24 protein-coding genes are annotated in these 23411 nt (G+C 69.3%); 5 read left to right on the top strand and 19 right to left on the bottom strand.

The window, feature by feature from the left end:
- Positions 1-104 precede the first annotated feature (104 nt).
- From JOD51_RS09210 to JOD51_RS09150, 13 genes are all read right to left on the bottom strand, one after another.
- Positions 105-626 carry a hypothetical protein gene (locus JOD51_RS09210; protein WP_204607982.1) on the bottom strand — a complete coding sequence of 174 codons (522 nt, stop codon included), beginning with the start codon at positions 624-626 and terminating at the stop codon, positions 105-107.
- Positions 626-952, bottom strand: a complete 327-nt coding sequence (locus JOD51_RS09205) for a hypothetical protein (RefSeq protein WP_204607981.1) — start codon at positions 950-952, stop codon at positions 626-628. The genes JOD51_RS09210 and JOD51_RS09205 overlap by 1 nt, the downstream gene beginning before the upstream one ends.
- Complete coding sequence (locus JOD51_RS09200; RefSeq protein ID WP_204607980.1) at positions 949-1461, bottom strand: hypothetical protein; 513 nt, start codon at positions 1459-1461, stop codon at positions 949-951. Before JOD51_RS09200 ends, JOD51_RS09205 begins: the two co-directional genes overlap by 4 nt.
- A 25-nt stretch (positions 1462-1486) precedes the next feature.
- Positions 1487-1933, bottom strand: a complete 447-nt coding sequence (locus tag JOD51_RS09195; protein ID WP_204607979.1) for a hypothetical protein — start codon at positions 1931-1933, stop codon at positions 1487-1489.
- A 105-nt stretch (positions 1934-2038) separates the two neighbouring features.
- A complete protein-coding gene (locus JOD51_RS09190; RefSeq protein WP_204607978.1) occupies positions 2039-2560 on the bottom strand; it encodes an Imm26 family immunity protein in 522 nt (173 codons plus the stop codon).
- 75 nt (positions 2561-2635) lie between these two features.
- Complete coding sequence (locus JOD51_RS09185) at positions 2636-3154, bottom strand: hypothetical protein (RefSeq protein ID WP_204607977.1); 519 nt, start codon at positions 3152-3154, stop codon at positions 2636-2638.
- A gap of 274 nt (positions 3155-3428) precedes the next feature.
- Positions 3429-4046 carry a hypothetical protein gene (locus JOD51_RS09180; protein WP_204607976.1) on the bottom strand — a complete coding sequence of 206 codons (618 nt, stop codon included), beginning with the start codon at positions 4044-4046 and terminating at the stop codon, positions 3429-3431.
- A gap of 243 nt (positions 4047-4289) precedes the next feature.
- Entirely contained in the window at positions 4290-4769 is a 480-nt protein-coding gene (locus tag JOD51_RS09175) for a hypothetical protein (RefSeq protein WP_204607975.1), read from the bottom strand.
- 96 nt (positions 4770-4865) lie between these two features.
- Positions 4866-5270, bottom strand: coding sequence for a hypothetical protein (locus JOD51_RS09170; protein WP_204607974.1), 405 nt, complete (start codon positions 5268-5270; stop codon positions 4866-4868).
- Positions 5271-5325: 55 nt separating this feature from the next.
- Positions 5326-5634 carry a hypothetical protein gene (locus JOD51_RS09165; RefSeq protein WP_204607973.1) on the bottom strand — a complete coding sequence of 103 codons (309 nt, stop codon included), beginning with the start codon at positions 5632-5634 and terminating at the stop codon, positions 5326-5328.
- Complete coding sequence (locus tag JOD51_RS09160; RefSeq protein ID WP_204607972.1) at positions 5631-11027, bottom strand: DUF6531 domain-containing protein; 5397 nt, start codon at positions 11025-11027, stop codon at positions 5631-5633. Before JOD51_RS09160 ends, JOD51_RS09165 begins: the two co-directional genes overlap by 4 nt.
- A gap of 206 nt (positions 11028-11233) precedes the next feature.
- Positions 11234-11683: a SufE family protein gene (locus tag JOD51_RS09155; protein WP_204607971.1), complete on the bottom strand. Its 450-nt coding sequence runs from the start codon at positions 11681-11683 to the stop codon at positions 11234-11236.
- Complete coding sequence (locus JOD51_RS09150) at positions 11680-12591, bottom strand: sulfurtransferase (RefSeq protein ID WP_204607970.1); 912 nt, start codon at positions 12589-12591, stop codon at positions 11680-11682. The genes JOD51_RS09155 and JOD51_RS09150 overlap by 4 nt, the downstream gene beginning before the upstream one ends.
- Positions 12592-12739: 148 nt before the next feature.
- Between JOD51_RS09150 and zapE the strand changes: the two genes are divergently transcribed.
- Positions 12740-13867: a cell division protein ZapE gene (gene zapE / locus JOD51_RS09145; protein WP_239539821.1), complete on the top strand. Its 1128-nt coding sequence runs from the start codon at positions 12740-12742 to the stop codon at positions 13865-13867.
- Positions 13868-14054: 187 nt separating this feature from the next.
- A complete protein-coding gene (locus JOD51_RS09140) occupies positions 14055-15329 on the top strand; it encodes an ammonium transporter (protein ID WP_204607969.1) in 1275 nt (424 codons plus the stop codon).
- A 147-nt stretch (positions 15330-15476) separates the two neighbouring features.
- Here the strand turns inward: JOD51_RS09140 and JOD51_RS09135 are convergent, their stop codons facing one another.
- Entirely contained in the window at positions 15477-16448 is a 972-nt protein-coding gene (locus JOD51_RS09135; RefSeq protein ID WP_204607968.1) for an aldo/keto reductase, read from the bottom strand.
- 115 nt (positions 16449-16563) lie between these two features.
- Here JOD51_RS09135 and JOD51_RS09130 point away from each other — a divergent pair, with 115 nt between their 5' ends.
- Together JOD51_RS09130 and JOD51_RS09125 are read left to right on the top strand one after the other, a co-directional pair.
- Complete coding sequence (locus JOD51_RS09130; protein WP_204607967.1) at positions 16564-16956, top strand: ChaB family protein; 393 nt, start codon at positions 16564-16566, stop codon at positions 16954-16956.
- A 61-nt stretch (positions 16957-17017) separates the two neighbouring features.
- Positions 17018-17986 (top strand): beta-ketoacyl-ACP synthase III, encoded by a 969-nt coding sequence (locus JOD51_RS09125; RefSeq protein ID WP_259556946.1) that lies wholly within the window; start codon positions 17018-17020, stop codon positions 17984-17986.
- A 99-nt stretch (positions 17987-18085) separates the two neighbouring features.
- On the opposite strand, the gene JOD51_RS09120 is transcribed toward JOD51_RS09125, so the two are convergent.
- Genes JOD51_RS09120 through JOD51_RS09100 form a run of 5 tightly spaced genes read right to left on the bottom strand, consistent with a single transcriptional unit; the run spans position 18086 to position 22201 of the window.
- The gene (locus tag JOD51_RS09120; RefSeq protein WP_204607965.1) at positions 18086-18934 is read right to left on the bottom strand and encodes a hypothetical protein; all 849 of its coding nucleotides are present in this window, start codon (positions 18932-18934) and stop codon (positions 18086-18088) included.
- 51 nt (positions 18935-18985) lie between these two features.
- Positions 18986-19378 (bottom strand): flagellar assembly protein FliW, encoded by a 393-nt coding sequence (gene fliW / locus JOD51_RS09115; protein ID WP_204607964.1) that lies wholly within the window; start codon positions 19376-19378, stop codon positions 18986-18988.
- The gene (locus JOD51_RS09110; RefSeq protein WP_204607963.1) at positions 19375-20259 is read right to left on the bottom strand and encodes a flagellin N-terminal helical domain-containing protein; all 885 of its coding nucleotides are present in this window, start codon (positions 20257-20259) and stop codon (positions 19375-19377) included. Before JOD51_RS09110 ends, fliW begins: the two co-directional genes overlap by 4 nt.
- Before the next feature lie 2 nt (positions 20260-20261).
- Positions 20262-21713, bottom strand: coding sequence for a flagellar hook-associated protein FlgK (flgK, locus tag JOD51_RS09105; RefSeq protein WP_204607962.1), 1452 nt, complete (start codon positions 21711-21713; stop codon positions 20262-20264).
- Between the two features lie 2 nt (positions 21714-21715).
- Entirely contained in the window at positions 21716-22201 is a 486-nt protein-coding gene (locus JOD51_RS09100) for a flagellar protein FlgN (RefSeq protein ID WP_204607961.1), read from the bottom strand.
- 380 nt (positions 22202-22581) lie between these two features.
- Between JOD51_RS09100 and JOD51_RS09095 the strand changes: the two genes are divergently transcribed.
- The gene (locus JOD51_RS09095) at positions 22582-23400 is read left to right on the top strand and encodes a sigma-70 family RNA polymerase sigma factor (RefSeq protein ID WP_204607960.1); all 819 of its coding nucleotides are present in this window, start codon (positions 22582-22584) and stop codon (positions 23398-23400) included.
- Positions 23401-23411 lie beyond the last annotated feature (11 nt).

Raw genomic sequence — 23411 nt, 5'->3', positions numbered from 1 at the left:
GAACTCCAGGACGCCCGTCGGTTGCGAACCGATGAAGCGGTGGTAGCTGACGAACTCCGGCTCCGGCCGCCTGGTGGCCGGACGGCCTGATCTGCTGCGGGAGGTCATTCGTCGAACAACTCAGCAGAGGACGGGACGGGGACGTAGCGCGCTTCCTCGAGCGCTGGGTTGTAGGGACCGATAGCCGCGTGCATGAGCAGGAAGTCCTCGATGAGCATGGGTGATCGCGTGGTCTTCAGCGGGATGGTCGCTGCTTCCTCGGCGGTGGCGAAACGCGTCCTCGATCCATCGAAGTTCGTGATGCGCACACCCCCGGTCTCGGGGAAGCCCCAGGTGCGGGCCGGCAGGAAGCGCCGACGGTCCGCCGGCGCATTCGTCACGATCTCCCACATCCCAGGGCTGAACCGCGCGTCGAACGTCAAACTGGCGACGAGCGGGTCGTGCTGGAGGGCGCGGAGAGCCTCTGCAGCTCTGACTGGAACATCGACCGGATGGTCGAAGACGACGACGAAGAGGACGTGTCGACCGGCGTCCACGACCTGCCCGACGTAGGCCGTACCGTCGCTCAGCGGGACACAGAACACATCACCTTCCGTGACGTCGAAGATCGTGCGCTTCGGGCTCATCAGGACCAGCTCTCGCTTCCACGCCGGGTGAAGGGCGCCCCATCGGTTCCGGCGCCGAACCACTTCCGGAAAGTCGTATCCACCTGTACCCGGGCCGGGTCGAGGATGACTGTCCACTCGGAGCTGTCGAATGCGTCGATCCGAACGAGCGGGTCGCGCACAGTCGAGGCGTCGGCTTCGGACCCGAAGCCGATGAACTCCCCGTCGTTCACTTGATCCGACGCGTCCGTGAGGATCCGGAAGAACGCATCGGTGACGATCAGACCGCGGGTCCCAGCCGACTCGACCTGACCCTGCTCCCTCGTTGATGTTCGCGGTGTGTTCACGAGCCGAAGATACTTGCGGACGTCGGCGTCGGACGGTAGGTCATTTCGTCGTACGAGGGCAGGTGTGGCACAAGACCTTCGCGAGCGCGAATCGCTTTCTCGAGGCGCATGGGCGAGCGGTACTCGCGAGTCGGAATCGCTGCCGCTTCGTCCGGTGTCGCGTCTCGATGGACCGTGTCGAAGAAATTGGTGATCCTCACCCGCCCGGGATCGATGGTTCCGTAGGAGAACGCTGGGAGGAATCGATCCGCATCAGCATCCGCGTGACCGACGACACTCCACATGCCCGGACGGAACCGGCTGTCCAACGTCAACGTGGCGAACAACGGATCCGCGTCGGGGACTGCGCTGATGTGCGGGACGTGCGCCAGGTCCTTCTCGATCCAGTCGAAGACGACCACGTAGAGGGAGCCGACGGTCGTGGCCACTACCTGCCCGATGTAGGCCCGTTGACCGTCGACGGGGATTGCGAACACGTCACCGGCGTGCACCGGTTCGATCTCGGGCAACCGAGCGCTCATGAAAGGCCTTCCCTCAGGTGTCGTGTGGGCGGCGCGACATGGCCGCCGCCGATGTACCGTTTCCGAAGATCGCCGTGAACCGGTCTTGCACGCCGACTCGATCCAGGTCGAGGATCACCGTCCACCACGCTCCGTCCACCACATCGAGGACGATCACGGCTTTGTCGAGCTGACCGACATCGGCTTCGTCGAAGCCGATGAACTCGCCCTCGATGAACTGCACCGTGGCTGCGACGAGACGAGTGAACGTGGCGTGGTCGAGCACCGGATTCGGAAGACCTGGCGTGCCGGACACTCGTTCGAGTTCACGAATCTCCAATCCGGAGCCAGGGGAGACGTTGACGAAGATGTCCTCGGCTGTCCAAGAGAGTTCGGGGAGACACAGAGATCCCAAGATGTCGTCGAGTTCGACATCCACGTCTTCGTTCTGGATCAAGTCAAGAGTGAAGAGGCGCAGCATCGGTGACCTTTCTGCTCAAGGGAAGACAGGGCGATCCTGCTGTGACAGCTGGTGTCTGTTCTTTGCATGGGTCCCGTGCATGCAGGCGGCGATGCGCGATCGGAATCAGGAGCCGAACAGCTCGGCTGATGTCGGCGTCTTCGTGTAACGAATCTCGTCGAACACCGGGTACCAGGGGTCGAGGCCTGCGTGAGCACGCAGGGCCCTCTCGAGAAGCATCGGAATCCGATAAATCTCGGGTGAGATGGTCTGCATCTCCGCCGGCGACGCTGATCGGCTGGTCGTCCCGGTGAAGTTGGAGACTCGTGCTCCTCCGGGTTCTGGAGATCCGTAGCTGAACGCTGGCAGGAAGCGATCCGGCTCCGGAGTTGTCTGCCCGATGATCTTCCAGTCGCCGTGGTAGAAGCGAGCATCGAACGTGAGCGCAGCGAAGAGCGGATCGACCGTGAAGTTCCAGGAGGACGCGTTGCCACTGCTGTGCAATGGAAGGGTTTGGTCGTACACGAGGACGTAGAGGCTGGCGTTGCGTTCTGCAACCACCACGCCTGGGTAGCCCCGGCTGCTGTCCACGGGGATGAGGAACACGTCGCCGGCATTCGCGAGATTCCCCGGTTTCGTCATGTCCAATGCGGGCCTCCTCCTGCAAATCGGTGACGTTGCTCGCGCATGTGGTGTCCTCTGCTCGCCAACCAGCCATTTGTGTCATGCGCCGAAGAGCTCTGCAGAAGTAGGCGTTTTCTTGTATCGGATGCCGTCGAAAGCTGGAAGCCACGGTTCCAAGCCAGCCTGCGCACGAACGGCCATCTCGAGCAGTAGCGAAGAGCGAGTGATCGTGTGTGGGACAGTTGCTGACTCTTCCGGCGTCGCGAGGCGTTCTCGAGTGCCACTGAAATCGGTGACGCGCACCCCTCCGGTCTCCACGAGGCCGTGCGTGAAGGCCGGAAGGAAGCGTTCACGGTCTGGCTCAGCGTGGCCGATCACTTGCCATGCTCCTTCGTCGAATCTCCCATCGAAGGTCTGGATGGCGAACAACGGTTCCGTATCGAGCTGCCATGAGCGACTGTCGCTAAGTGCATCGATCTGCACGACCTGGTCGAACACGATCATGTAGAGGCTGACGCCGCGTTCCGCGATCACCTGTCCCAGATGCGCCGATGAGTCGCTGATCGGGATCATGAAGACATCGCCTGCGGTGGCATGCAGCGCCTTGCTCGTACTCAATAGGGGTCCTCCGCCTATGTCGAGTGACACCAGGATAGGGCTTTCCGGTCGTCAGTCGAACAGTTCTGCATGGCAGTGCCGGCCTTGGAACGGTATGCCGAACACGTCTCCCGGCCGTGCTTCGTACGGCTGTTTCCTGCTGCTCAAGCTGCGTCGCCTCCTCCGGGCCACTTCGGCAATCATCGGGCGGGGGAAGTGCGTCCGGCCGGGGGCAGAAAATCAGTGATGTAGAGCACGCCGACGATCTGACGAGCAGTCGCGTCCAGGGCTGCGGTCACCAATGAGTCCTGTAGCCAGATCGAGCCCAGCAGAACGTCCATGGATCCAGCATCAGAGAGGTCCTTCGTGAACTGTTCCAGTCCGACCACCACGACGCCCTTCTCGCGCGCCAGGTTGTACTTCGTCCAGAGCGTCCTCGCGATGCTGGCCGCCTCGGTCTCGCGAGGCGGAGGAGCCGGCCATCGGGCAGCGCTTCGATGGCGGCCACGGCGCGAGCCGCTGCCGGGAGTGTCGAGGCCAGGAGGAGCACGCGGAGGTACCGGACCGAGACCGTCCTCGTCGTCCGAGATCGATCGAGGTAGGTCGCAGCGAGCACCTCGTTTTCGTGCTCGTCGAGCACGAGCGAAACGACCTCCTCACCGGACTCCACCTGGCAGAAGAGGACTGGAGCGCTGCCCAGTCCACCAAGCGGCTCGATCAGCTCGCGGAGATTCGGTTCGCGAGCCAGGTACTTGGAGCGCACCATGGTGACGAACTCCGCTGCGCTGAAGCGGTCGGCGAAGACCTCGTCGTCCTTCTGAGCACGAGCCATCACCGACTCCACCTCCGGGGGAACCGGCACGGTGGAGTGCGCGAGGATCCGGTCGAGGTCCCGAACGGTCAATACACCCATCAGTCGCCGTACCTCTCAACTTACGCATCGCGGACCACTCCGCGGATGAGGACTTCCGATTCGATGAAGATGTCGGGCGCGGGGGCAACGGGTTTGGTGCTCATCGTGGCTCCAATTGTCCCCGCGACGATCATGTTTTGCGTCACTTGAGATGGGCTGCCGTCAATGATTTGCTGAACAAGCTCCGCATGCCAGGTGGGAACAGAACACAAATCTTGGGCTTCTGTGGAGACGCATCATCGTTCAGGAGCGGAAAAGACTTGCAGACGTTGGGGTCGGATGGTAGATGAACTCGTCGTAGGACGACAAGTGTGGAAGTAGACCTTCGCGTGCACGCAGAGCTTTTTCCAGGCGCATAGGCGAGCGGTACTTCCGGGTCGGGATCGCGGCCGCTTCCTCCGGGGTGGCGTCGCGATGTATCGTGTCGAAGAAATTAGTGATCCTCACCTGTCCAGGATTGATGGTTCCGTAGGAGAACGCTGGCAGGAATCGATCTGCATCAGGTTCAGCGTGACCTACGACCTTCCACATGTGCGGCCGAAAGCGGCTGTCGAATGTTAGCGTGGCAAACAAAGGATCACTATTGGGAACATTACTGATGTAGGAGATTTCATCGAGTTTAGGTTCAATCCAGTTAAAAACGATCACGTACAATGCGCCTTCGGTGTTTGCTACAACCTGACCGATATAGGCGCGGTCAGTGTCGATGGGTATGGCGAACATGTCTCCGTCATGGACTGGTGTGATCTCAGTTGTCGGGGACAATTGGATCGCCTCCTGCTGCGTTGTAACGGCGCTCGCTCATCTGACGCCGCTCCTTCAAGGGTCGTGTGGCCGGCGGGACATGGCCGCCGCCGGTGTTCCTTCCCCGAAGATCGCAGTGAACCGGTCTTGCACTCCGACTCGATCCAGGTCGAGGATCACCGTCCACCATGCTCCGTCCACCACATCAATGACGATGACGGCTTTGTCGAGCTGACTCACATCTGCTTCCTCGAAGCCGATGAATTCGCCCTCGATGAACTGCACTGTGGCTGCGACGAGACGAGTGAAGGTGGCGGGGTCGAGTACCGGACTGGGGAGACCGGCTGTGCTCGACACCTGTTCGAGTTCAGTAATTTCCAATCCGGAACCGGGGGAGACATTGACGAATATATCCTCTGCTGTCCAGTAAAGCTCGGGCAGGTACAGAGACTCCAGAATGTCGTCGAGTTCGACATCCACGCCTTCATTTTGAATCAAGTCAAGAGTGAAAAGGCGCAGCATGCGGAACCCCCGATCAGGTACTCGGCCCTTCGGGTGGCACATCGCCGCGGAGCAGATCAGAGCCGTGCGTCTCGAAGTCTTCGGGAAGCTCAGCGAGTTCCTCTGGCCACTCTTGCAAGAGACGTTTGATGTCCTCGACGATCCACATGGGAACAGTGAGGTTGCGCTCCGCGATGAGCCCTGCTGCGATGCTCAGACCGATAGGGGCTTCGTCGCATTCAACGAGATCGCGCGCATCTTCCAGCGCTTGAATTCCGAGCCGCTCTTCGAGTCCGCTAATGATGTGGAGTGCCTGATTTCGGTAATTGCCAAATTCGTTCATTGTGGGTTTTTCGGTGTGTTGGTAGGGAATCCGGAAATGATCTCATCGTTTCTGATGACTACTCGAATCGCGACGCCGTCCCGCATGCCGTTCGCGATGAAGGTCGTCCCGGCCTTACCCTGCCGCACCCACTCGAGATTTGGGTCAGTCGCGACGTCAGAGATATCGTGGATGATTCTGCCATCGCTCCAAGAAGCAGGGAATTCCGACTTGCCGGGGAATCCGGTGCCGTGCCGATGCCCGCCACCGAATGACCCGTCCCCACGAACCTCGCCATCGAGGATGTGCTTGCGTCGAACAGTTGAAACCAGGTCCGTGACGTATTGACCATTCGGTGGTGACGGGGTGTCATCTCCAAGCTTTTCAATCGCATGCGGCAGATGCACCTTGTTGAGCACCCCACCTGTCACCGCGGATGTGGCCGCACCCTCTGCGGCGTTCTGCAGCAGGCTGCCCGGTGTGACCGGCTGCCCACTGACGACGGTGTTCGCGACGTTCTCGACGGCACCCTCGACCGCGTTGCCGACGAAGTGCTTCCCGATCGCCGCACCGAAGCCGCCGCCGACCGCGCCGAACGCTCCGCTGACGGCGACCTGCCCCCAGTTGACCTCGCCGGTGGTGGCCTTCTGGATGATGGTGTCCGCGCCGGCGCTGATGAGCATCATGCCGACCGGACCGCCGACGCCGGTGGCCATGAGGAGCCCACCGCCGACGACCATCGCGCCACCGGCGACGTACTCCCAGTTGTCCTTGAACCATTCGCCCGTGGCCGCTGCGGCCCGGGCCAGGGGACCCTGCTCGCTGGCGGCGTAGGCCTCGAGCTCGGCGTCGGTGATCGGCGCGAGCCCGAGCGGGTCGAGGGCGTGCAGCGGGTCGTTGCCGGCGAACGAGTACGGGTTGCCACCCCAGGCGGCTCCGGCGGGCGGAGCGAGCGGGTCGACGGAGAGGAACCCGCGGGTGGTCGGGTCGTAGGCGCGGGCGCCCATCCACTCGAGGCCGGCGACCTGCAGGGTGCCGTCGGCACCCACACCGACGGCCGCGGGCAGGGACGCGCCTCCGACGTCGGCGAGGACCTGCCACGGGTCCGCTTCCGAGGCCGCACGGGCGCTGCGCCAGCCGGCGGTCGTCCAGGCGTCACCGACTCCGGTGATGCCACCGGGAGCACGGAGGACCGGGGCGTCGCCGACCGCGAGGAGCGTCGGCGTGGCCGCCGCGGTGTCCCACGTGATCGGGACACCGTCGACGTCGGCGAGTTCGCCGAGGGCATCGACCGTCAGGTTGGTCGACGCTGAGCCATCCGGACCCTGCGTCCGGGTGCCCGTGAGCCACCCGCGGGCGTCCCAGAGTGAGTCGGTGGTGCTGCCGTCGCTCCGGAGTTCGCGCGTGCGCTGGCCGCGCCCGTCGTACTCGTAGGTGACGGACTCGTCACCGTCCTCCACCCGCAGGAGCTGACCGGCCGCGTCGTGGTGGAACCGACGAACTCGATCATCGGTGCGTTCCTCGACGAGTCGTCCGGCTGCGTCGTAGACCCAGTCGGACCGGCGGTAAGGGCCCACCGCTGACACGAGTTCGGCGGAGACCAGCTGTGCCCCGTCGTCGTGGCCGTACCCGGTCCGTCCGGCGGGGCCGTCCACCGACAGGATCCGCCCGTCGGGATCACGCTCGATACGGGTGACGTCGGACCCGTCGGCGTCGGTCGTCGTGTGCTCGACGAGCTGGCCGTCCGCGTAACGCCAGGACTGCAGCCGGTGCCCGGCCCGGAGGCCCGTCAGACGTCCGGCGGGGTCGTGGTCGTAGCGGACGTCGCCGAAGGCGGTGTGCTCGACACGGCTGACACGACCGACGGCGTCGCGGTCGTACCGGGTGACCGTGCCGTCGGGGGAGTACACAGCGGTCCGGAGGCCGTCGGCGTCGTAGCGCCACCGGGTCTCGCGGGATCCGGTGCTGCGGCGGACGAGCTGTCCGAGCCGGCTGTACTCCAGCGTGTGGGTCGCCGGTTCGCCGCCACGTGTGTGGTCGGTGATCGTGACGGTCCGGGAACGCGGGTCGCGGTCGATGCGGGCGAGCAGTGCATCGTCGGCGTACTGGGCGACCTCGAGCCCGGCGGCGTCGTGCTCCCATCGCAGGACCTTGCCATCGGGATCGGTCTGGGTCAGCTGGCGCCCGCCCGCGTCGTACGTCGCGGTGGTCGTTCGTCCCAGTGGGTCGGTCGACGTCGCCACCTTGTCGAGCTGCGTGTACGTCCGGACCGTCACGCCACCGAGGGGGTCGGTGGTGCGGACGAGTCGGCCGCGCTCGTCGTACTCGTAGCGGGTCACCCCACCGAGTCCGTTCACCGCGGCGGTCAACTGGCCGGCGGCGTCGTACCGGAACGACCGCTGCCCGAACCGGGAGTCCCGTGCCGAGACGATCCGACCGACCCGGTCGTACCGGTACTCCGCGGTGCCGACACCCGGCACCTGGGAGCGCACGACACGGCCGACGGCGTCGTACTCGGTCCGCGCGACCGTCCCGTCGGGCATCGTCCGCGCGGTGATCCGCGAATCGGCGTCGTACGTCAGCGTGGTGCGGGCGCCGGCCGGGTCGACGGCGGCAACGGGACGACCACAGCGGTCGTACTCGTAGCGGCTGGTCCGCCCGGCGGGCGTGGTCACCGCGACGACCCGACCGGCCCGGTCGCGCTCGATGACCGTGAGGCCACCCTCGACGTCGACGAGTTCCACCGGCCGCCCAGCGGCGTCGTAGGTGGTCAGTTCCGCGGAGGTGTCGGCGTGTTCGACCGACAGCGGCCGACCGAGTTCGTCCGTGCGGACGGTGACGTCCTCGAACGCGTTCCGCACGACCGCGACGCCGTCGACGCGTGCGCGCTCGGTCTCGGTCCGGACGCCGGTGGGGTCGACGGTCGCGCTGACCTGCCCGGTTGCGTCGTACTCGCGGGTCCAGCTGCCGCCGGCCGGGTCGACCACGGTGCCGAGACGCGAGAGCGCGTCGTGGACGAAGCCCCACTCGGCCCCGTCCGGCAGGGTCGCCGTCGTCACGTTGCCGAACGCGTCGAAGTCCTTCGTGACGACCCGACCGAGTGGGTCGGTCGTGGCGACGACCTGGCCGTGTGGCCCGTACGTCAGCTCGGTCCGTGCCCCGGTGGGGTCGACCGTCGCGGTGACCCGACCGCCCGGACCGTGTTCGTACCGCCAGACACCGCCGTCGGGCTCCTCGCGGGAGGTCAACAGCCCGGTGGCGTCGTACCGGTAGTGCGTGCGGTGGCCGAGGGGCGTGCGGGCTTCGACGACACGACCGGCGTCGTCGCGCACGAGTCGTGCGACCGCGCCGTCGGCGTTCTCGATGTCGACGACGTCGCCGAACCGGTCGTGGTGGAAGGTGACGGTCACCCCGGTCGGATCGGTGCACCGGACGAGCGTGCCGCCGCGCCACTCGAGCTCGGTCCGACCGCCGACGGGGTCGACGACGACCGACGGGTTGCGGTCCGCTGCGTCGGCGTACTCGTACTCGACGACGCCACCGGCCGCCGTGACGATCGTCGTGACGCGGTCCTGCTCGTCGTGGCCGTACGTCAGGTCGGCGCCCTCCGGCGTCACGGTGCGGACGCGTCGGCCACGGTCGTCGTACCCGTGGACGGTCGTCTGGCCGTCGCGCTCGGTGACCGACACCAGGTTGCCGTGCGGGTCGTACGACATCGACTGACGGCGGCCGTCGGCGTCGACGATGCCGACGACGCGGCCCTTCCGGTCCGAGATCCACGTGTTCGTGGCGGTTCCGTCGGTGTCCGACACCGAGGTCACCCGGCCCTGCAGGTACGCGAACCGGACGGTGCGTCCGAACGGGGTGCGCTGCTCGACGACGCGGCCCTGCGCGTCGTACACGTTGACGCACTCGACGACGCCGGAGGCCGCGGTCACCTGGTCGACCAGGCCCGCGTCGTCCCACCGGTAGCGTCGCGTGCCGACCGCGTCCTGCGCGGCGACGAGGCGGCGGGCGTCGTCGTACCGGTACTCGACACGGCGGCCGTCCGACGCCGAGACGGAGGCGACACGGTCGTCCTGGTACTCGACGTGGACCGCGCGGCCGAGTTCGTGCTCGAGCCGGGTGATCCGGTCGTCGGCGCCGCGGACGACCGAGACGCCGGTGCCCGGCCCCCGGTCGGTGCCGAGCCAGAGCCCGGCGGGCGTGAACGTCCATCGACCGCCGGCGTTGTCGGCGACGACGAGCACGGCGTCCTCACGGCGGAGCCAGAGGTCCTCGCCGACCCCGCGTCCCCAGCCGTCGCCGTCCCGGGGGAAGTCGACCTGGCGTCCGTCCTCGAGCACGATCGACGCGACCTCGTCGCCGAGCTCCAACCGGACGTCGAGCACCGACGACCAGCCGATGCCGAACCACCCGACCCGGGTGTCGAGCGAGTTGTACATCCGCGAGACGTGCAGCGCTGCCGCGGCCCCGCCGAAGCGCAGGTCCGTCTCCGGCTCGAGGAAGTTGCCCGTCGCGGTGTTCACCGGGTCGTCGGCGAAGCCGTTCGTCGGCGGGGTCCCCATCGCCGAGAACGGGCCGATGGTCAGGTCGTCGCGGGTGGCGTCGATGCCGGCCGCCGCCAGGGCCGCCGAGATCGAGGCGTCCGACAGCGTGGCGGGTCCGGTGCCACCGCCTGCGGCCTCGAACTGCGCCGCGACGGTCCCTGCCCAGGCCGCGTCCTGACCGTTCGCGGTCAGCCAGTCGTTCACGGCGGTCACGAGCGACTGCGCGTTCAGCGTGCCCCAGCACGGGTTGCAGCCGGACTCGTAGTCGGTCAGGGCGTTGCGGAAGGTCGAGACCGCACCGGCCAGTAACTCGTCGCACGACCGGATGCCGGACTGGAACGACCGGAGGTCTGCGGGCACCGCCGACGACGTGCCGCCGCCTCCGCCGCCCCCACCGGCCGGGATGGTCCGGCCGCTCACGGTCACGGCGTCGGCCTGGCGGTGCGGCTCGGGCTCCGGCTCCGGTGGCTTCGGGTCGTCGTCGGCGCCGAACCAGGTCCCGACCTCGTGGGTCGCGGCGACGAAGAAGTTGTCCTCGCGCTCCTTCTTGCGCGCCGCCCAGGCCTTCGCCTTCGCCCGCCGGTCGTCCTCCTGCTTCGCGGCCTCACGCAGCTGCTCGACGAAGCCGGACAGGCTCTGCAGAGCGCCGACGAGCTCGGACGCCCCTCGGGAGGCGACGTCCGCGTTGTCCGCGAAGACCTGGGAGAAGTACCCCCGGAACTCCTGGCTCGCGGTCGTGACGTACGACGCCCGTGACCCCGATTGGCCGCTGATCGCGTTCGCGAGCCCCGTCGCAGCGGACTTCAGTCCGTCGGCGTCTCCGTAGGAGTACCCCGTCGGGTCGTTGCCGTGGATTTTCCCCATGTCGTCCCGTTCCCCTCGTCGGTTGACGGGCCCATCCTGTCACGTGCACCGTGCGTTCCACCGGAACGCTCAGCAGACGGCGGGAACGACGGACGGGAGGCGCGGTACCAGCTGGCACCGTCCTCCCTCGCACGCTCGGTCGGCGCGGCCCGCGTGACGCTGGCGCGTCACCGCTGCGCGGGCCGCGCCCGTCCGGAACGAGGCGGCTACGCGACCGCCGCCGTGACCTGCCGCTGCACCCGGCCGAGCATGCCGACCATGCCGCGGATCCGCAGCGGACTGACCGCCTCGGACAGCCCGATCGTGAGCGGGTAGTCGGCCGGCACCGCGAGGACCTGCTCGGCGGTCAGACCGGAGAGGCCCTGCGCCAGGATCGAGGCGAACCCCCGGGTGGTGGGGGACTCGCGCGGCGCCGTGGCGTGCATCCGGACGACGTCGGGAGCGTCACCGTCCTCGCCGACCGTGACGGTGATGAAGACCGGGGACTGGCACTCCTCGACACGTTCGAGTTCGTCCTCGTGGCCCTGCAGGCGCGGCGGCAGGGCCGGCAGCTCGTCGGAGAACTCGAGCAGGAGCTGCAGGCGGTCGTTCAGCGAGAGGGCCAGGAAGTCGTCGCGGATCTCGGCGAGGGGCTGGGGGAGTGCTGCTTCGGTCATCGAGCAGGCAGCGTACCCGGCTCCGAGCCCTGCACGATCGGGACGCGGACGGCGCTGCCCCACTCCGTCCACGAGCCGTCGTAGTTGCGGACGTTCTCGTAGCCGAGCAGGTGCTGCAGCACGAACCAGGTGTGGCTCGAGCGCTCACCGATGCGGCAGTAGGCGATGACCTCGTCCGCGTCGCCGATGCCGGCACCGTCGCGGTAGACGGCGTCGAGCTCGTCGCGGGACTTGAACGTGCCGTCCGCGGCGGCGGCGGTCGCCCAGGGGATGTTCACGGCGGTGGGGATGTGGCCGCCGCGGAGGGCGCCCTCCTCCGGGTAGTCCGGTGCGGTGGTGCGGGAGCCGTCGTACTCGGCGGCGCTCCGGACGTCGATGAGCGGCTTGCCGAGGTGCGCGAGGACGTCGTCCTTGAAGGCGCGGACCGGCTCGTCGTGGCGCTCCACGACCGGGTACTCCACCGGCTCGACGGTCGTCCGGTCAGTGGTCGTCGCGCGGCCCTCGGCGATCCACTTCGCCCGGCCGCCGTCGAGCAGGCGGACGTCCTGGTGCCCGAAGAGCGTGAAGACCCAGAGGGCGTAGGCGGCCCACCAGTTGTTCTTGTCGCCGTGGATGACGACGGTGGTGTCACGGCCGATGCCCTTGCCGCCGACCAGACGGGCGAACGCCTCGCCGTCGATGTAGTCGCGCTGCACCGGGTCGTTGAGGTCGGTGTGCCAGTCGATCTTCACCGAGCCCGGGATGTGACCGGTCTCGTAGAGCAGGACGTCCTCGTCGGACTCCACCACGACGAGCTCCGGCGATCCGGCTCCGGCGTCGAGTTGCTCCTGCAGCCACTCGGTGGACACCAGGCGCTCAGGGTGCGCGTAGGAGCGGAACTTCTCGGACGGGTCGACCGGTGCGGTCATCGGGGGTACCTCCTGGGGATCGGTGGCGTGCGGACTACGATCGGTCCTTGCGCGTCGACGGCAACGGTACGCGGGCGGACCGAGTCCCCGCCGCACCGTGACACCGCACGACGTGCACGACACGCTCGCTCCGCACCGGAAGGCCGTCTTGCCTGAACTCGCTCCCGTCGCCCACCTCGTGGACCGCGACCCGCAGGTGACCCCACAGCAGATGGCCGACTCGCTGGTGCCGCCGCCGCAGTTCACCACCGCGTCGTTCTCCTCGTACCGCCCCGACCCGGAGTACGCGTCGCAGGCCGAGGTCCGGGACGCGGTCGAGGCATTCGTCACGACCGCGCCCGAGCCGGCGAAGCGGGGGCTGTTCGGCCGGAAGCGCAAGGAGCCCGAGACGCCGACGCGTTCGGGTGTGTACCTTGACGGAGGGTTCGGCGTCGGCAAGACCCACCTGCTCGCCGCCGCCTACCACGCAGCGACCGGCCGGAAGACGTTCGGCACCTTCATCGAGTACACCGCCCTCGTCGGCGCGCTCGGCTTCCAGGGCACCGTCGACCTGCTCCGCGGCACCGCCCTCGTCTGCATCGACGAGTTCGAGCTCGACGACCCGGGCGACACCATGGTGATGACGCGGCTCATCAAGGAGCTGTCCGAGTCCGGCACCCGCTTCGCCGCCACGTCGAACACCCCGCCGGGCGCACTCGGCGAGGGCCGGTTCGCGGCGCAGGACTTCCTGCGCGAGATCCAGGCGATGTCGGACCGGTTCGACACGATGCGCATCGACGGCCTCGACTTCCGTCGCCGTGCCGTCGACGAGTCCGCCTCGGTCGTCGACGACGTCCCGTCCGTCCTGGCGTCGCTGTCGTCGTCGGCGGCGTCGTCATCCGGGACGGGAGGCCCGGCCCGCGTCACGCAGGACGACTTCCGGTCCGTCGTGGCCCACCTGGCGTCGGTGCACCCGTCGAAGTACGTCGCGCTGGTCGACGGCCTGGACGCCGTCGGGCTGACCGACGTGCAGGCGTTCACCGACCAGACCGATGCGCTGCGCTGGGTGGCGCTCGTCGACCGGCTCTACGACGCGCAGGTGCGGATCGTTGCGTCCGGCATCCCGCTCGACACCGTCTACCCCGAGGTGATGCTCGAGGGCGGGTACCGCAAGAAGTACCTGCGCGCGGCCAGCCGCGTCGTCGCGCTGACGCGCGCGGAGACCGACGCCCGTCCGGAGACCGGTGCCAGCGCGGAGACGGACGCCAGCGCGGAGACCCAGCCCCGGGCCTCCTGACCGTCCTCGCACGTCGCTCGGGGCACCTGCACACCGCGCTGACCGGTCCACGAAACACAGCGTTCACAGAACGCGCCCTGACGTTACCTCCGCGAAACAGACCGAGCGCTCCGGCGAAACACGCCGTCGCCAGACTCGGTCGCACCCGAGGCGGACGAGAGCCGCACAGCTCACGAGAGGTGCACACATGCTTGATCAGGGCAACACGACGTTCGTGTTGGTCATGGCGGCGCTGGTGTTGTTCATGACACCCGGCCTGGCCTTCTTCTACGGCGGATTGGTGAAGGCCAAGTCCGTCATCAGCATGATGATGATGTCGTTCGGAGCGATCGCCCTGGTGAGCGTCCTCTGGGTGCTCTACGGCTACGCGATCGCCTTCGCGAACCCCGGCGACCACACGGCGATCTCCGGCGTCGTCGGGTTCTTCAGCATCGACTGGAACCAGCTCGGCCTCGGCCAGGCGTTCGAGGAGGCGCGGGCCTCCAAGATCGACGCGGCCTACCCGTCGATGGCCTTCGTCGGCTTCCAGGCCACGTTCGCGATCATCACCGTCGCACTCATCTCCGGCGCCATCGCCGACCGTGCCAAGTTCGGCGCGTGGATGATCTTCGCCGGTGTCTGGGTCACGGTCGTCTACTTCCCGGTCGCCTCGTGGGTCTTCAACCTGACCTCGGGTTGGGCCGCCACGTGGGGCGTCATCGACTTCGCCGGTGGCACCGCGGTGCACATCAACGCCGGTGCCGCGGGCCTGGCCCTGGCGATCGTCCTCGGCAAGCGCGTCGGCTTCGCCAAGGGTGCGCACAAGCCGCACAACCCGCCGTTCGTCCTGCTCGGTGCCGCCATCCTGTGGTTCGGCTGGTTCGGCTTCAACGCCGGCTCCGAGGGTGCTGCTGACGGCATCGCCTCGATCGCCTGGGTGAACACGCTCGCCGCTCCGGCCGCCGCGATCCTCGGCTGGCTGCTCGTCGAGAAGCTCCGGGACGGCAAGGCCACCTCGGTCGGCGCCGCCTCGGGTGCCGTCACCGGTCTCGTCGCGATCACCCCGGCCTGCGCTGCGCTCACCCCGGGTTGGGGCCTCGTGCTCGGCTTCCTCGCCGGCATCGTCTGCTGCTTCGCCATCGACTGGAAGTACCGCCTGGGCTTCGACGACTCGCTCGACGTCGTCGGTGTGCACCTGGTCGGCGGCATCTTCGGCACGCTGTTCCTCGGCTTCTTCGCCAACGACACCGGCCTGATCTACTCCGGCTCGTTCGCTCAGCTCGGCAAGCAGGCCGCGGCCGCCGGTGCGGTCGGTGCGTACTCGTTCGTCCTGGCCTTCGTCATCGGCTTCATCATCGAGAAGACGATCGGCTTCCGCGTCAAGACCGAGGACGAGGTCGCCGGCATCGACACCGCGGTCCACGGCGAGGAGGGCTACGTCCTCTACGACGAGGAGGACAAGAGCCCGGTCGGCGCCCGCTGACACCTGCTCGCGCGTGACGACGGCCCCCGCTCTCCGAGCGGGGGCCGTCGTCACGTGTGCGACCCGCGAAACGCAACGTGGGCGATGCCGCGCAACGGAGTACCGCTGCGTGATGCCGCCCACGTTGCGTTTCGCGAGAGGGTCAGGTCACCAGGCGTAGTCCTCGGGGGACGTCTCGTGACCGGGGAACAGCTCGTCGAGGCGCGCGAGTGCCGTGTCGTCGAGACGGACGTCGACGGCGCGGACGGCCGACTCCCACTGCTCCATCGTGCGCGGGCCGGTGATGGGCGCGGTCACGCCCGGCTGGTGCAGCAGCCACGCCAGCGCGAGCTCGCCCGGGGTGTGGCCGAGTTCCTTCGCGAACGACTCGTACGCGGTCAGCTGGTCACGGTGGGCATCGACGTACTCGGCGCTCCGCCCGGACAGGCGGCGCGACCCGTTCTCGGACTTCTCGATGACGCCACCGAGCAGTCCGCCCTGCAGCGGCGACCACGGGATCACCCCGAGGCCGTAGTGCTGCGCGGCCGGCAGGACCTCGCGCTCGACGTCGCGGACGACCAGGTTGTAGATCGACTGCTCGCTGACGAGCCCGAGGAAGTTCCGGTGCGCGGCGGCCTCCTGCGCCTGGGCGATGTGCCACCCGGCGAAGTTCGACGACCCGACGTAGAGGACCTTGCCCTGGCCGACGGCGATCTCCATCGCCTGCCAGATCTCGTCCCAGGGTGTGTCCCGGTCGACGTGGTGCATCTGGTAGAGGTCGATGTGGTCGGTCTGCAGGCGACGGAGCGAGGCGTCGATCGACTGGCGGATGTTGTACGCGCTGAGCTTGCCGCCGTTCGGCCAGCCGGTCATGTCGCCGTAGACCTTCGTGGCGAGGATCGTCTTGTCGCGCCGTCCGCCGCCCTCGGCGAACCAGCGGCCGATGATCTCCTCGGTGGCGCCCTTGCCCACCGAGCCGCCGTAGGCGTTGGCGGTGTCGAAGAAGTTGACGCCGAGCTCGTGCGCCCGGTCCATGATCGCGTGCGAGTCGTCCTCGCTGGTCTCCGGTCCGAAGTTCATCGTGCCGAGCACTGCCCGTGACACCGACAGCCCTGTCCGTCCGAGATGTGTGTAGTCCATCACCCAGGTCTACGCCTGCCCCTCGACCGGCTGCCAGGCCCTGCGAGTACCGGTGGAGACCACCGCGCCGGCGGCCGACCGGCGCCCGACCCGATCCGATCCGAAGGAGCCCGACATGCCCGCCGACGACGACCTCCCCAGCACCCTGCAGCGGTCCCCGGAGCACGCGCAGGACGTCTACCGAGCCGCCCGGAAGTCCGCCGAGGCCGAGTACGGCGACGGGCAGCGCGCCGGCCGGACCGCCTGGGCCGCCGTGAAGCACGAGTACGAGAAGGTCGGCGACCACTGGGAGGAGAAGGAGTCCGCCGGCCCGTCGGACTCCGGCGCCGCCGGCTCGCGCGGCTCCGGCACGACCGAGGAGGGCGTCGACGCGAACGCCTCGAAGGCGCACCTGCTCGACGTCGCGAAGCGCCTCGACGTCCGCGGACGGTCGACCATGACGAAGGACGAGCTCGTCGACGCGATCAAGAAGGCGAACCGCCGCGCCACCGCGGCGGCCCGGGACTGACCGGGGCGCCGCATGCCGTGCCGGGCATGCGGCGATGGACGACAGGCGTAGCGTGCCGGGTGTGAACATCCCAGCACTCCGAGGCAGCCGGATCATCGGGTTCGGCCACCACCAGCCCGACCGGATCCTCACCAACGACGAACTGTCGACCATGGTCGACACGAACGACGAGTGGATCACCACCCGCACCGGCATCAAGACCCGGCACATCGCCGGCCCCGACGACAGCGTCACGTCGATGGCCACCGAGGCCGCGCGCAACGCCCTGGCGGACGCCGGGGTCGCGCCGACCGACGTGGACCTGGTCGTGGTCGCGTCCACCACGCACCGTGACCGCTCGCCGTACACGGCCGGGCGGGTCGCGGCGGCACTCGGGATGTCGAACGGTCCGGCGCCGATCGACATCAACACCGCGTGCAGCGGTTTCGAGTACGCGACGGCGCTGGCCGACCAGGCGATCCGCACCGGATCCGCCGACACCGCGCTCGTGATCGGGTCCGAGACGCTCTCCCGGATCGCCGACTGGACCGACCGGTCGACCTGCGTCCTGGTCGGTGACGGTGCCGGCGCCGTCGTCCTCGGCGTGTCCGACGAGCCGCAGATCAGCTCCGTCTCGTGGGGGAGCGTGCCGCACCTGCAGGACGCCGTGCGCGTCACGCACGACCCGGAGATCTTCCAGCAGGAGGGTCGCTCGATCTACCGGTGGGCGATCACCGAGGCCGAGGGACACGCCCGCGCCGTCGTCGAACGCGCCGGCCTGACCCTCGACGACATCGGCGTGTTCGCGTTCCACCAGGCGAACCTGCGGATCATCGAGCCCCTGGTCACCGCACTCGGCGGCGAGGACAAGTACGTCGTCCGCGACGTCGTCGAGTCCGGCAACACCTCGGCGGCGAGCGTTCCGCTCGGGCTGTCGAAGGCGTGGCACCGCGGGGATCTGCCCGAGGGCGTCCCGGCGCTGCTGTTCGGCTTCGGCGGCGGCTTCGCCCACGCCGGCCAGGTCGTCGTCACGCCGACCCGTCGTCACTGACTGGGTCGCGGGAGACGACCGGCAACCGGCCCGACGCAACGGGAGGCTCCCCACCAGCTGGTGGGGAGCCTCCCGTTGCGTCACGTCGCGCGCGCCGCGTCAGTGGTCGCGACCGCGCTCCAGGGCACGCTGCTGCCGCTTGCTCAGCCGCTTCGGCGGCTGCTGCTCCTCGCCACCGGAGGGCTGCAGCACGACGGTGAAGTGCGCGGGCGGCGGGCCGAACGCGGTGCGTGAGGACTGCACGACCTTCCGGCCGAGCGCGTGGTTGCCGAGGCCGCCGACGACCGCACCGATGCCGAACGGGATCGCGCGGCCGAGGATCGACGTGCCCTGACGGGTCAGGAAGCGCTTCACGAACGAGGCCCGGAGCTTCCCGCCGATGCCGCTGATCGCCGACTTCGGCAGCGACGACGTCACGAGTTCACCCCAGAAGGCAGTGCGGCCCTGGCCGCCGCTGGCCTGGCCGGCGAGCTGCTTCACGAGCTGGGTGCCCGGCGCGCCGAGCATCATCGCCATGACCAGGGCGCGGGCGCGTTCCGGGTCCTCGACGGTGATGCCGTGCACCTCGGTGACGGACTGGGCGAACAGCGCGCTGGCCTCGAGGAAGCCCACGGTCTCGGCGCCGCTGAGCCCGAGGCTCGCGATCATGCCGACGCCGGGGATGACCGCACTGGCACCGACCGCGGCGCCACCGGACGTCACGGCGGTGAGGTACTGGCGTTCCAGGATCTCGACGACCTGCGCGGGGGAGGCGTCCGGGTGTCGGCGACGGACGCGGGCGACGTGGGCGACGACGACCGGACGCTGGACCGAGATCGCCCGGTCGAGCCAGCCGTTCCAGGCGGGGGCGTCCGGTTGGACGCGCTGGCCGTCGGGCGTGGTGGCGGACTGCACGGGCGCGGGCGGCATGGGCACGAGCGCGTCGTGGTCCTTCGAGGAGCTGGACATGCGGTCGACGCTACCCGTGGGGTGCCCGGGGACGCTGGGCGCCGACGTCCCTCAGCTGCGCACGAGCTCCGCGCGGACCGGCAGGTCCTGGTCCTCAAGGATGCACTGCGCACCGACGCCGGTCCGGGCGTTCACGACGACGGGGGCGAGCAGGTTGACGGTGGTGCCCGCGGTGTCCGGGTTCGCGACGACGAGCAGCATCGCGTCCTCGGCACGGGTCAGCCCGATGCCGTCGGCCTGCTCGTCGGACAGCAGCGGGGCGTAGTCGGGCAGGTGCACCGCGGCGTCGAGCAGGTAGAGCCGCGGGGCGTCGACCCCGGCGGCGGTGGTGCCCGAGCCGACCAGGGCGAACAGGCCCTCGGTGCCCTCGACCAGGTCGAGCGTGAAGGCGTGCAGCGGCTCGAGGCCGAACGGTGCGACGGGGAAGGTGAGGTCGATGCTCATCGGAGGTAGTCCATCAGGGTCGGCTGCAGGACCTTCGCGGTGACGGCGAGGGCTGCCTGGTAGTTGGTGCTCTGGATCTGCAGGTCCAGGACGGCCTGGGCGAGGGCCTTGTCCTCGACACCGGAGCGGCGGCCCTCCAGGGTGGTGGACAGTGTCTTCAGCGAGTCCTGTGCGGACAGCGCGGCGGAGTGACGGACGCCGACGTCCGCCTGGGCACCGCGCACGGCGAGCTGGGCGGCGTCGATCTGGGCGAGTCGTGGGTTCACGTTCGTGCCTGCCTGCAGGTCGGCGACGATGCCGTCGAGGAGCGCGAAGACCGACGAGCTCCCGGTCCCGAAGACGGCGCTGCCGTCGGTGTCGACGCGGACCTGGTCTCCAGTGCCGATCGTCCGGGTGACGCTCGTGCTCGCGCTGCCCGCCCACGTGGTGTCGTCGGCGTAGGCGGTGCCCGCGGGTGAGGACCCGGCGAACACCGAACGGGTGCCGTACTTCGTGTTCGCGGTGCTGAGCAGGTCGGCCTTCAGGCCCTGCAGTTCCGTGACGAAGGCGTCGCGGGCCGTGGCGTTGCCCGTGCTGTCACTGGCGGCCTGCACGGTGAGGTCGCGGACCTTGCCGAGGACGTTCCCGACGTCGGCCAGGGCGGTGTCGGTCGTGGCGAGCCAGCCGACGGCGTCGTCGGCGTTGCGGGCGTGCTGGGCGGCCTGCGCCTGCTCCTTCCGCACCTGCATGGCGGTCGCGGTGCCGGCCGGGTCGTCGGACGGCTTCCGGATCGCCTTGAGCGTGGTGGCCTGGTCGGTCAGGTCGGCGACCTTCGCGGCTCCGGCCTGCAGCCGCGCCTGCGCGGCGGCCATGGTCATCTGGGTGGTCACACGGGTGATCACGGTCAGCTCCTCCCGACGAGGCCGAGGCGGTTGATGATGGTGTCGAGCATCTCGTCGACGGCGGTCAGCACCCGCGCCGCACCCTGGTAGGCGTGCTGGTACGCGAGCAGGGAGACGTTCTCCTCGTCCATGTCGACGCCGGCGCTCGACTGCTGCTGCGTGCGCGCGTTGGTCAGGGCGAGTCCGGTGAGCGTCGATTCCGACGAGGCCGTCCGGGAGGCGCTGCCCACCCCCGTCACGAACGTCGCCCAGGTCGCGTCCGGGCCTCCGGCTCCCGAGCCGATGCCCGCGATGGCGGTGAGCACCGAGGCGTCGAACTGCCCGGTGGCGCTCCGGGTCGCGAGGCCGGAGCCGTCGGTGGGGACGACGGACAGCCCCCGGGCGGCGGGGACCCCGGGCGCGAGGGCGAAGAACGCGGCGCCGGTCGTCCCCGAGGGGGTCGTGCCGGTGGCGTGCAGCGCGTTGACCCTGGTGGCCAGCTCGGTCGCGACGCGGTCGTGGGCGGCGGAGGCCTCGGCCAGCGCACCGCCGGTGTGGGTGTCGTTCGCCGGCGCGAGCAGGGACAGGCCGCCGGCGATCGAGCCGCCGTCGAGGGCGACCGGACCGACCGAGCCGCCGACCCAGCTGAGGGACGGGGCGGTCGGCTTCCCGGTGCCCGCCGCCGTGTTCATCGCACCGAGGGTGGGCGGCCCGTCGAGCGTGACGCCGCGCGCGGTGGTGCCCTGGACGAGCGGGTTGCCGCCGATGACGACGTCGACCGTGCCGTCGCCGTTGTCGCGGACGGCCGCGCCGGTCAGGGTCGCGATCCGCTCGGTGAGCTGGTCGCGCTGGTCGAGGAGCTCGTTCGCCGTGCCGCCGGAGGCCACCGCGGTGCGGATCGCCCCGTTGAGGTCGGCGACCTGCTGCGCGGCGTCGTTGAGCTGGCCGACCTGCGTGGCGAGGGCCGAACGGGTGGCGGACCACTGCGCGTCGACGGCGGACGACCCGGCGGCCAGGGCGGTGGCGACGGTCGTCGCCGCACCGATCAGGGCGCTGGCCGAGCCCGGGTCGTCGATGTGCGTCGCGAGGTCGCTCCAGGCGGACCAGAGCCCGTCGAGCTTCGCGGACAGCCCGTCGGCACCCGGTTCGTGCAGGCCGGTCTCGAGCTGGTCGAGAGCGGCGGCGCGGGTGTCGGCGTACGCGGCGGCACCGGCCGAGAACCGGACGCGGGTGTCCAGCGTCGAGGACGCCAGGCGGGCGATCGCGTCGACGGACACGCCCTGGCCGGCGAGCGCCGCGGTGCCGCGGACGAAGCCGGTCTGGGCGGGGGCGCCGACCTCGGTCTGCACGATCCGCTGCCGGGTGTACCCGGTGGTGCCGACGTTCGCCATGTTCTGGCCGGTGACGTCGAGGCCGGCGCGGGCTGCGGCGAGCCCGGAGTACGCGGTCTGCAGCGAGCCGAAGGTGCTCACCATCGCTACAGGCTCCCGTCGAAGAGGCGTGCGCCGTCGGTGGCGGTGCCGGACGAACCGCTGGCGTCGTAGGTGTCGGCGTCGGTCACGGTGCCGGCGAGGGTCTCCTGCGTGGCCTGGGCGGCGATGCGGAGGAAGCGGTCGTTCTCGTCCCGCAGCGAACCGATGCGGGTGGTGAGCTCGAGCATCGCGGCGAGGTGCGACGCGAGGATCTCGCCCCACGGCCCGGACGGGGCAGCGGCGACGACCTCGCGGAGCGGGGCGTCGGAGGGCATGCCCCACTCCTCGGCGACGGCGGCGCTCTGGGCGCTGCGCTCGAGTCCGGTGGTGCGGAGCCGGTCGAGGACCTGCTCGACCTCGCGGCTGGCGTGCGAGATCCACCGGGAGCGCCCGGCGGCGAGCAGGAGCTGCTCCTCCTCGAGCTTGAACGTGAGCAGTTCGAGTAGTTCTCGTTCGCGCCACAGGACGGCGGACAGGTCGTTCACGCTCATCAGCTCCCTCCGGGATCGGTCGCGACCGCCGGCTGCGGTCACCAGGGGTTATCGACGGGGACGGCCCGGGCGTAAGCGCCGGACGCCATGTCCTCAGATCGGGGGACACACTGTCCGATGTCCGCAGAAGTGCGGACACTGCTGGGGTGTACCCACCCCCGCACTGGGTACGAACGGGGACTCCCTGAGCACTCAGGCAGCCGATAGGTTCGAGAACAGCACCGGGGGACGACCCCGGCTCGTGTCCAGGGCTCGCGTCCGGACACGAGCGCACCGCGGGGACGGACCCCCGCGGTTCTCCGACGTACCCGGCGGTCCCGACGCCGGCGTTCGTCATGCCCACGGACGGGTCAGCCACACAGGACGACCAGGGGAACACCATGGACCGCACCGCACGCAACGCGATGATCGTCGAACACCTGCCGCTCGTCGGGTACATCGTCGCCGAGACCTGCGCCCGCGCCACACACCTCAGCCGCGACGACCTCGGACAGGTCGGCTCGGTCGCCCTGGTGCAGGCCGCCGACGCCTTCGACCCGACGCTCGGCGTGCCGTTCGGCGCCTACGCCCGGACCCGCATCACCGGCGCGATCGCCGACGACCTGCGTGCCGGCGACTGGGCCAGCCGCGGCACCCGGAAGCGCATCCGCGAGACCCTCGCCACCCAGGAGGCGCTGTCCGCCGGTCTCGGGCGTCGCGTCACCCCGCAGGAGATCGCCGACGCGATGGGCGTCGACCGGCAGACCGCCGTGGACGCGCTCACCGACGCCGCCCGCACCGTCGGCACGATCGACGAGACCGTGCACGACACCGTCGCCGCCGACCTGCCGCTGCCGGGTGAGGACCTGCTCGAGGCCGAGAAGCGCCGCTACCTGGTCGCCGCCGTGCAGGCGCTGCCCGACCGGATGCGCCTGATCGTCGAGGCCGTGTACTTCGGCGACCGCACCGTCACCGACGTCGCCGCCGAGCTCGGCATCACCCACTCCGCCGTCTCGCAGCAGCGGTCGGAAGCGATGCGCCTGCTCCGCGACGGTCTCGCCGAGCACTACGGCGACGGCGGGTTCGCCCCCGCGCCGGCGTCCCGCACCACCGCGGCCCGACGGAGCGCCTACCTGGCCCGCGTCGCCACGAACGCCGCCGCCGGCATCACCCGCGCGGTGCAGGACGCGACCTCGGCCGGCGTCGTCGCGGCCAGTTGACCGACCGGCGG

The organism is Curtobacterium herbarum, assembly GCF_016907335.1.
GTDB lineage: Bacteria > Actinomycetota > Actinomycetes > Actinomycetales > Microbacteriaceae > Curtobacterium > Curtobacterium herbarum.
This window is presented reverse-complemented; position numbering and strand designations above follow the sequence as displayed.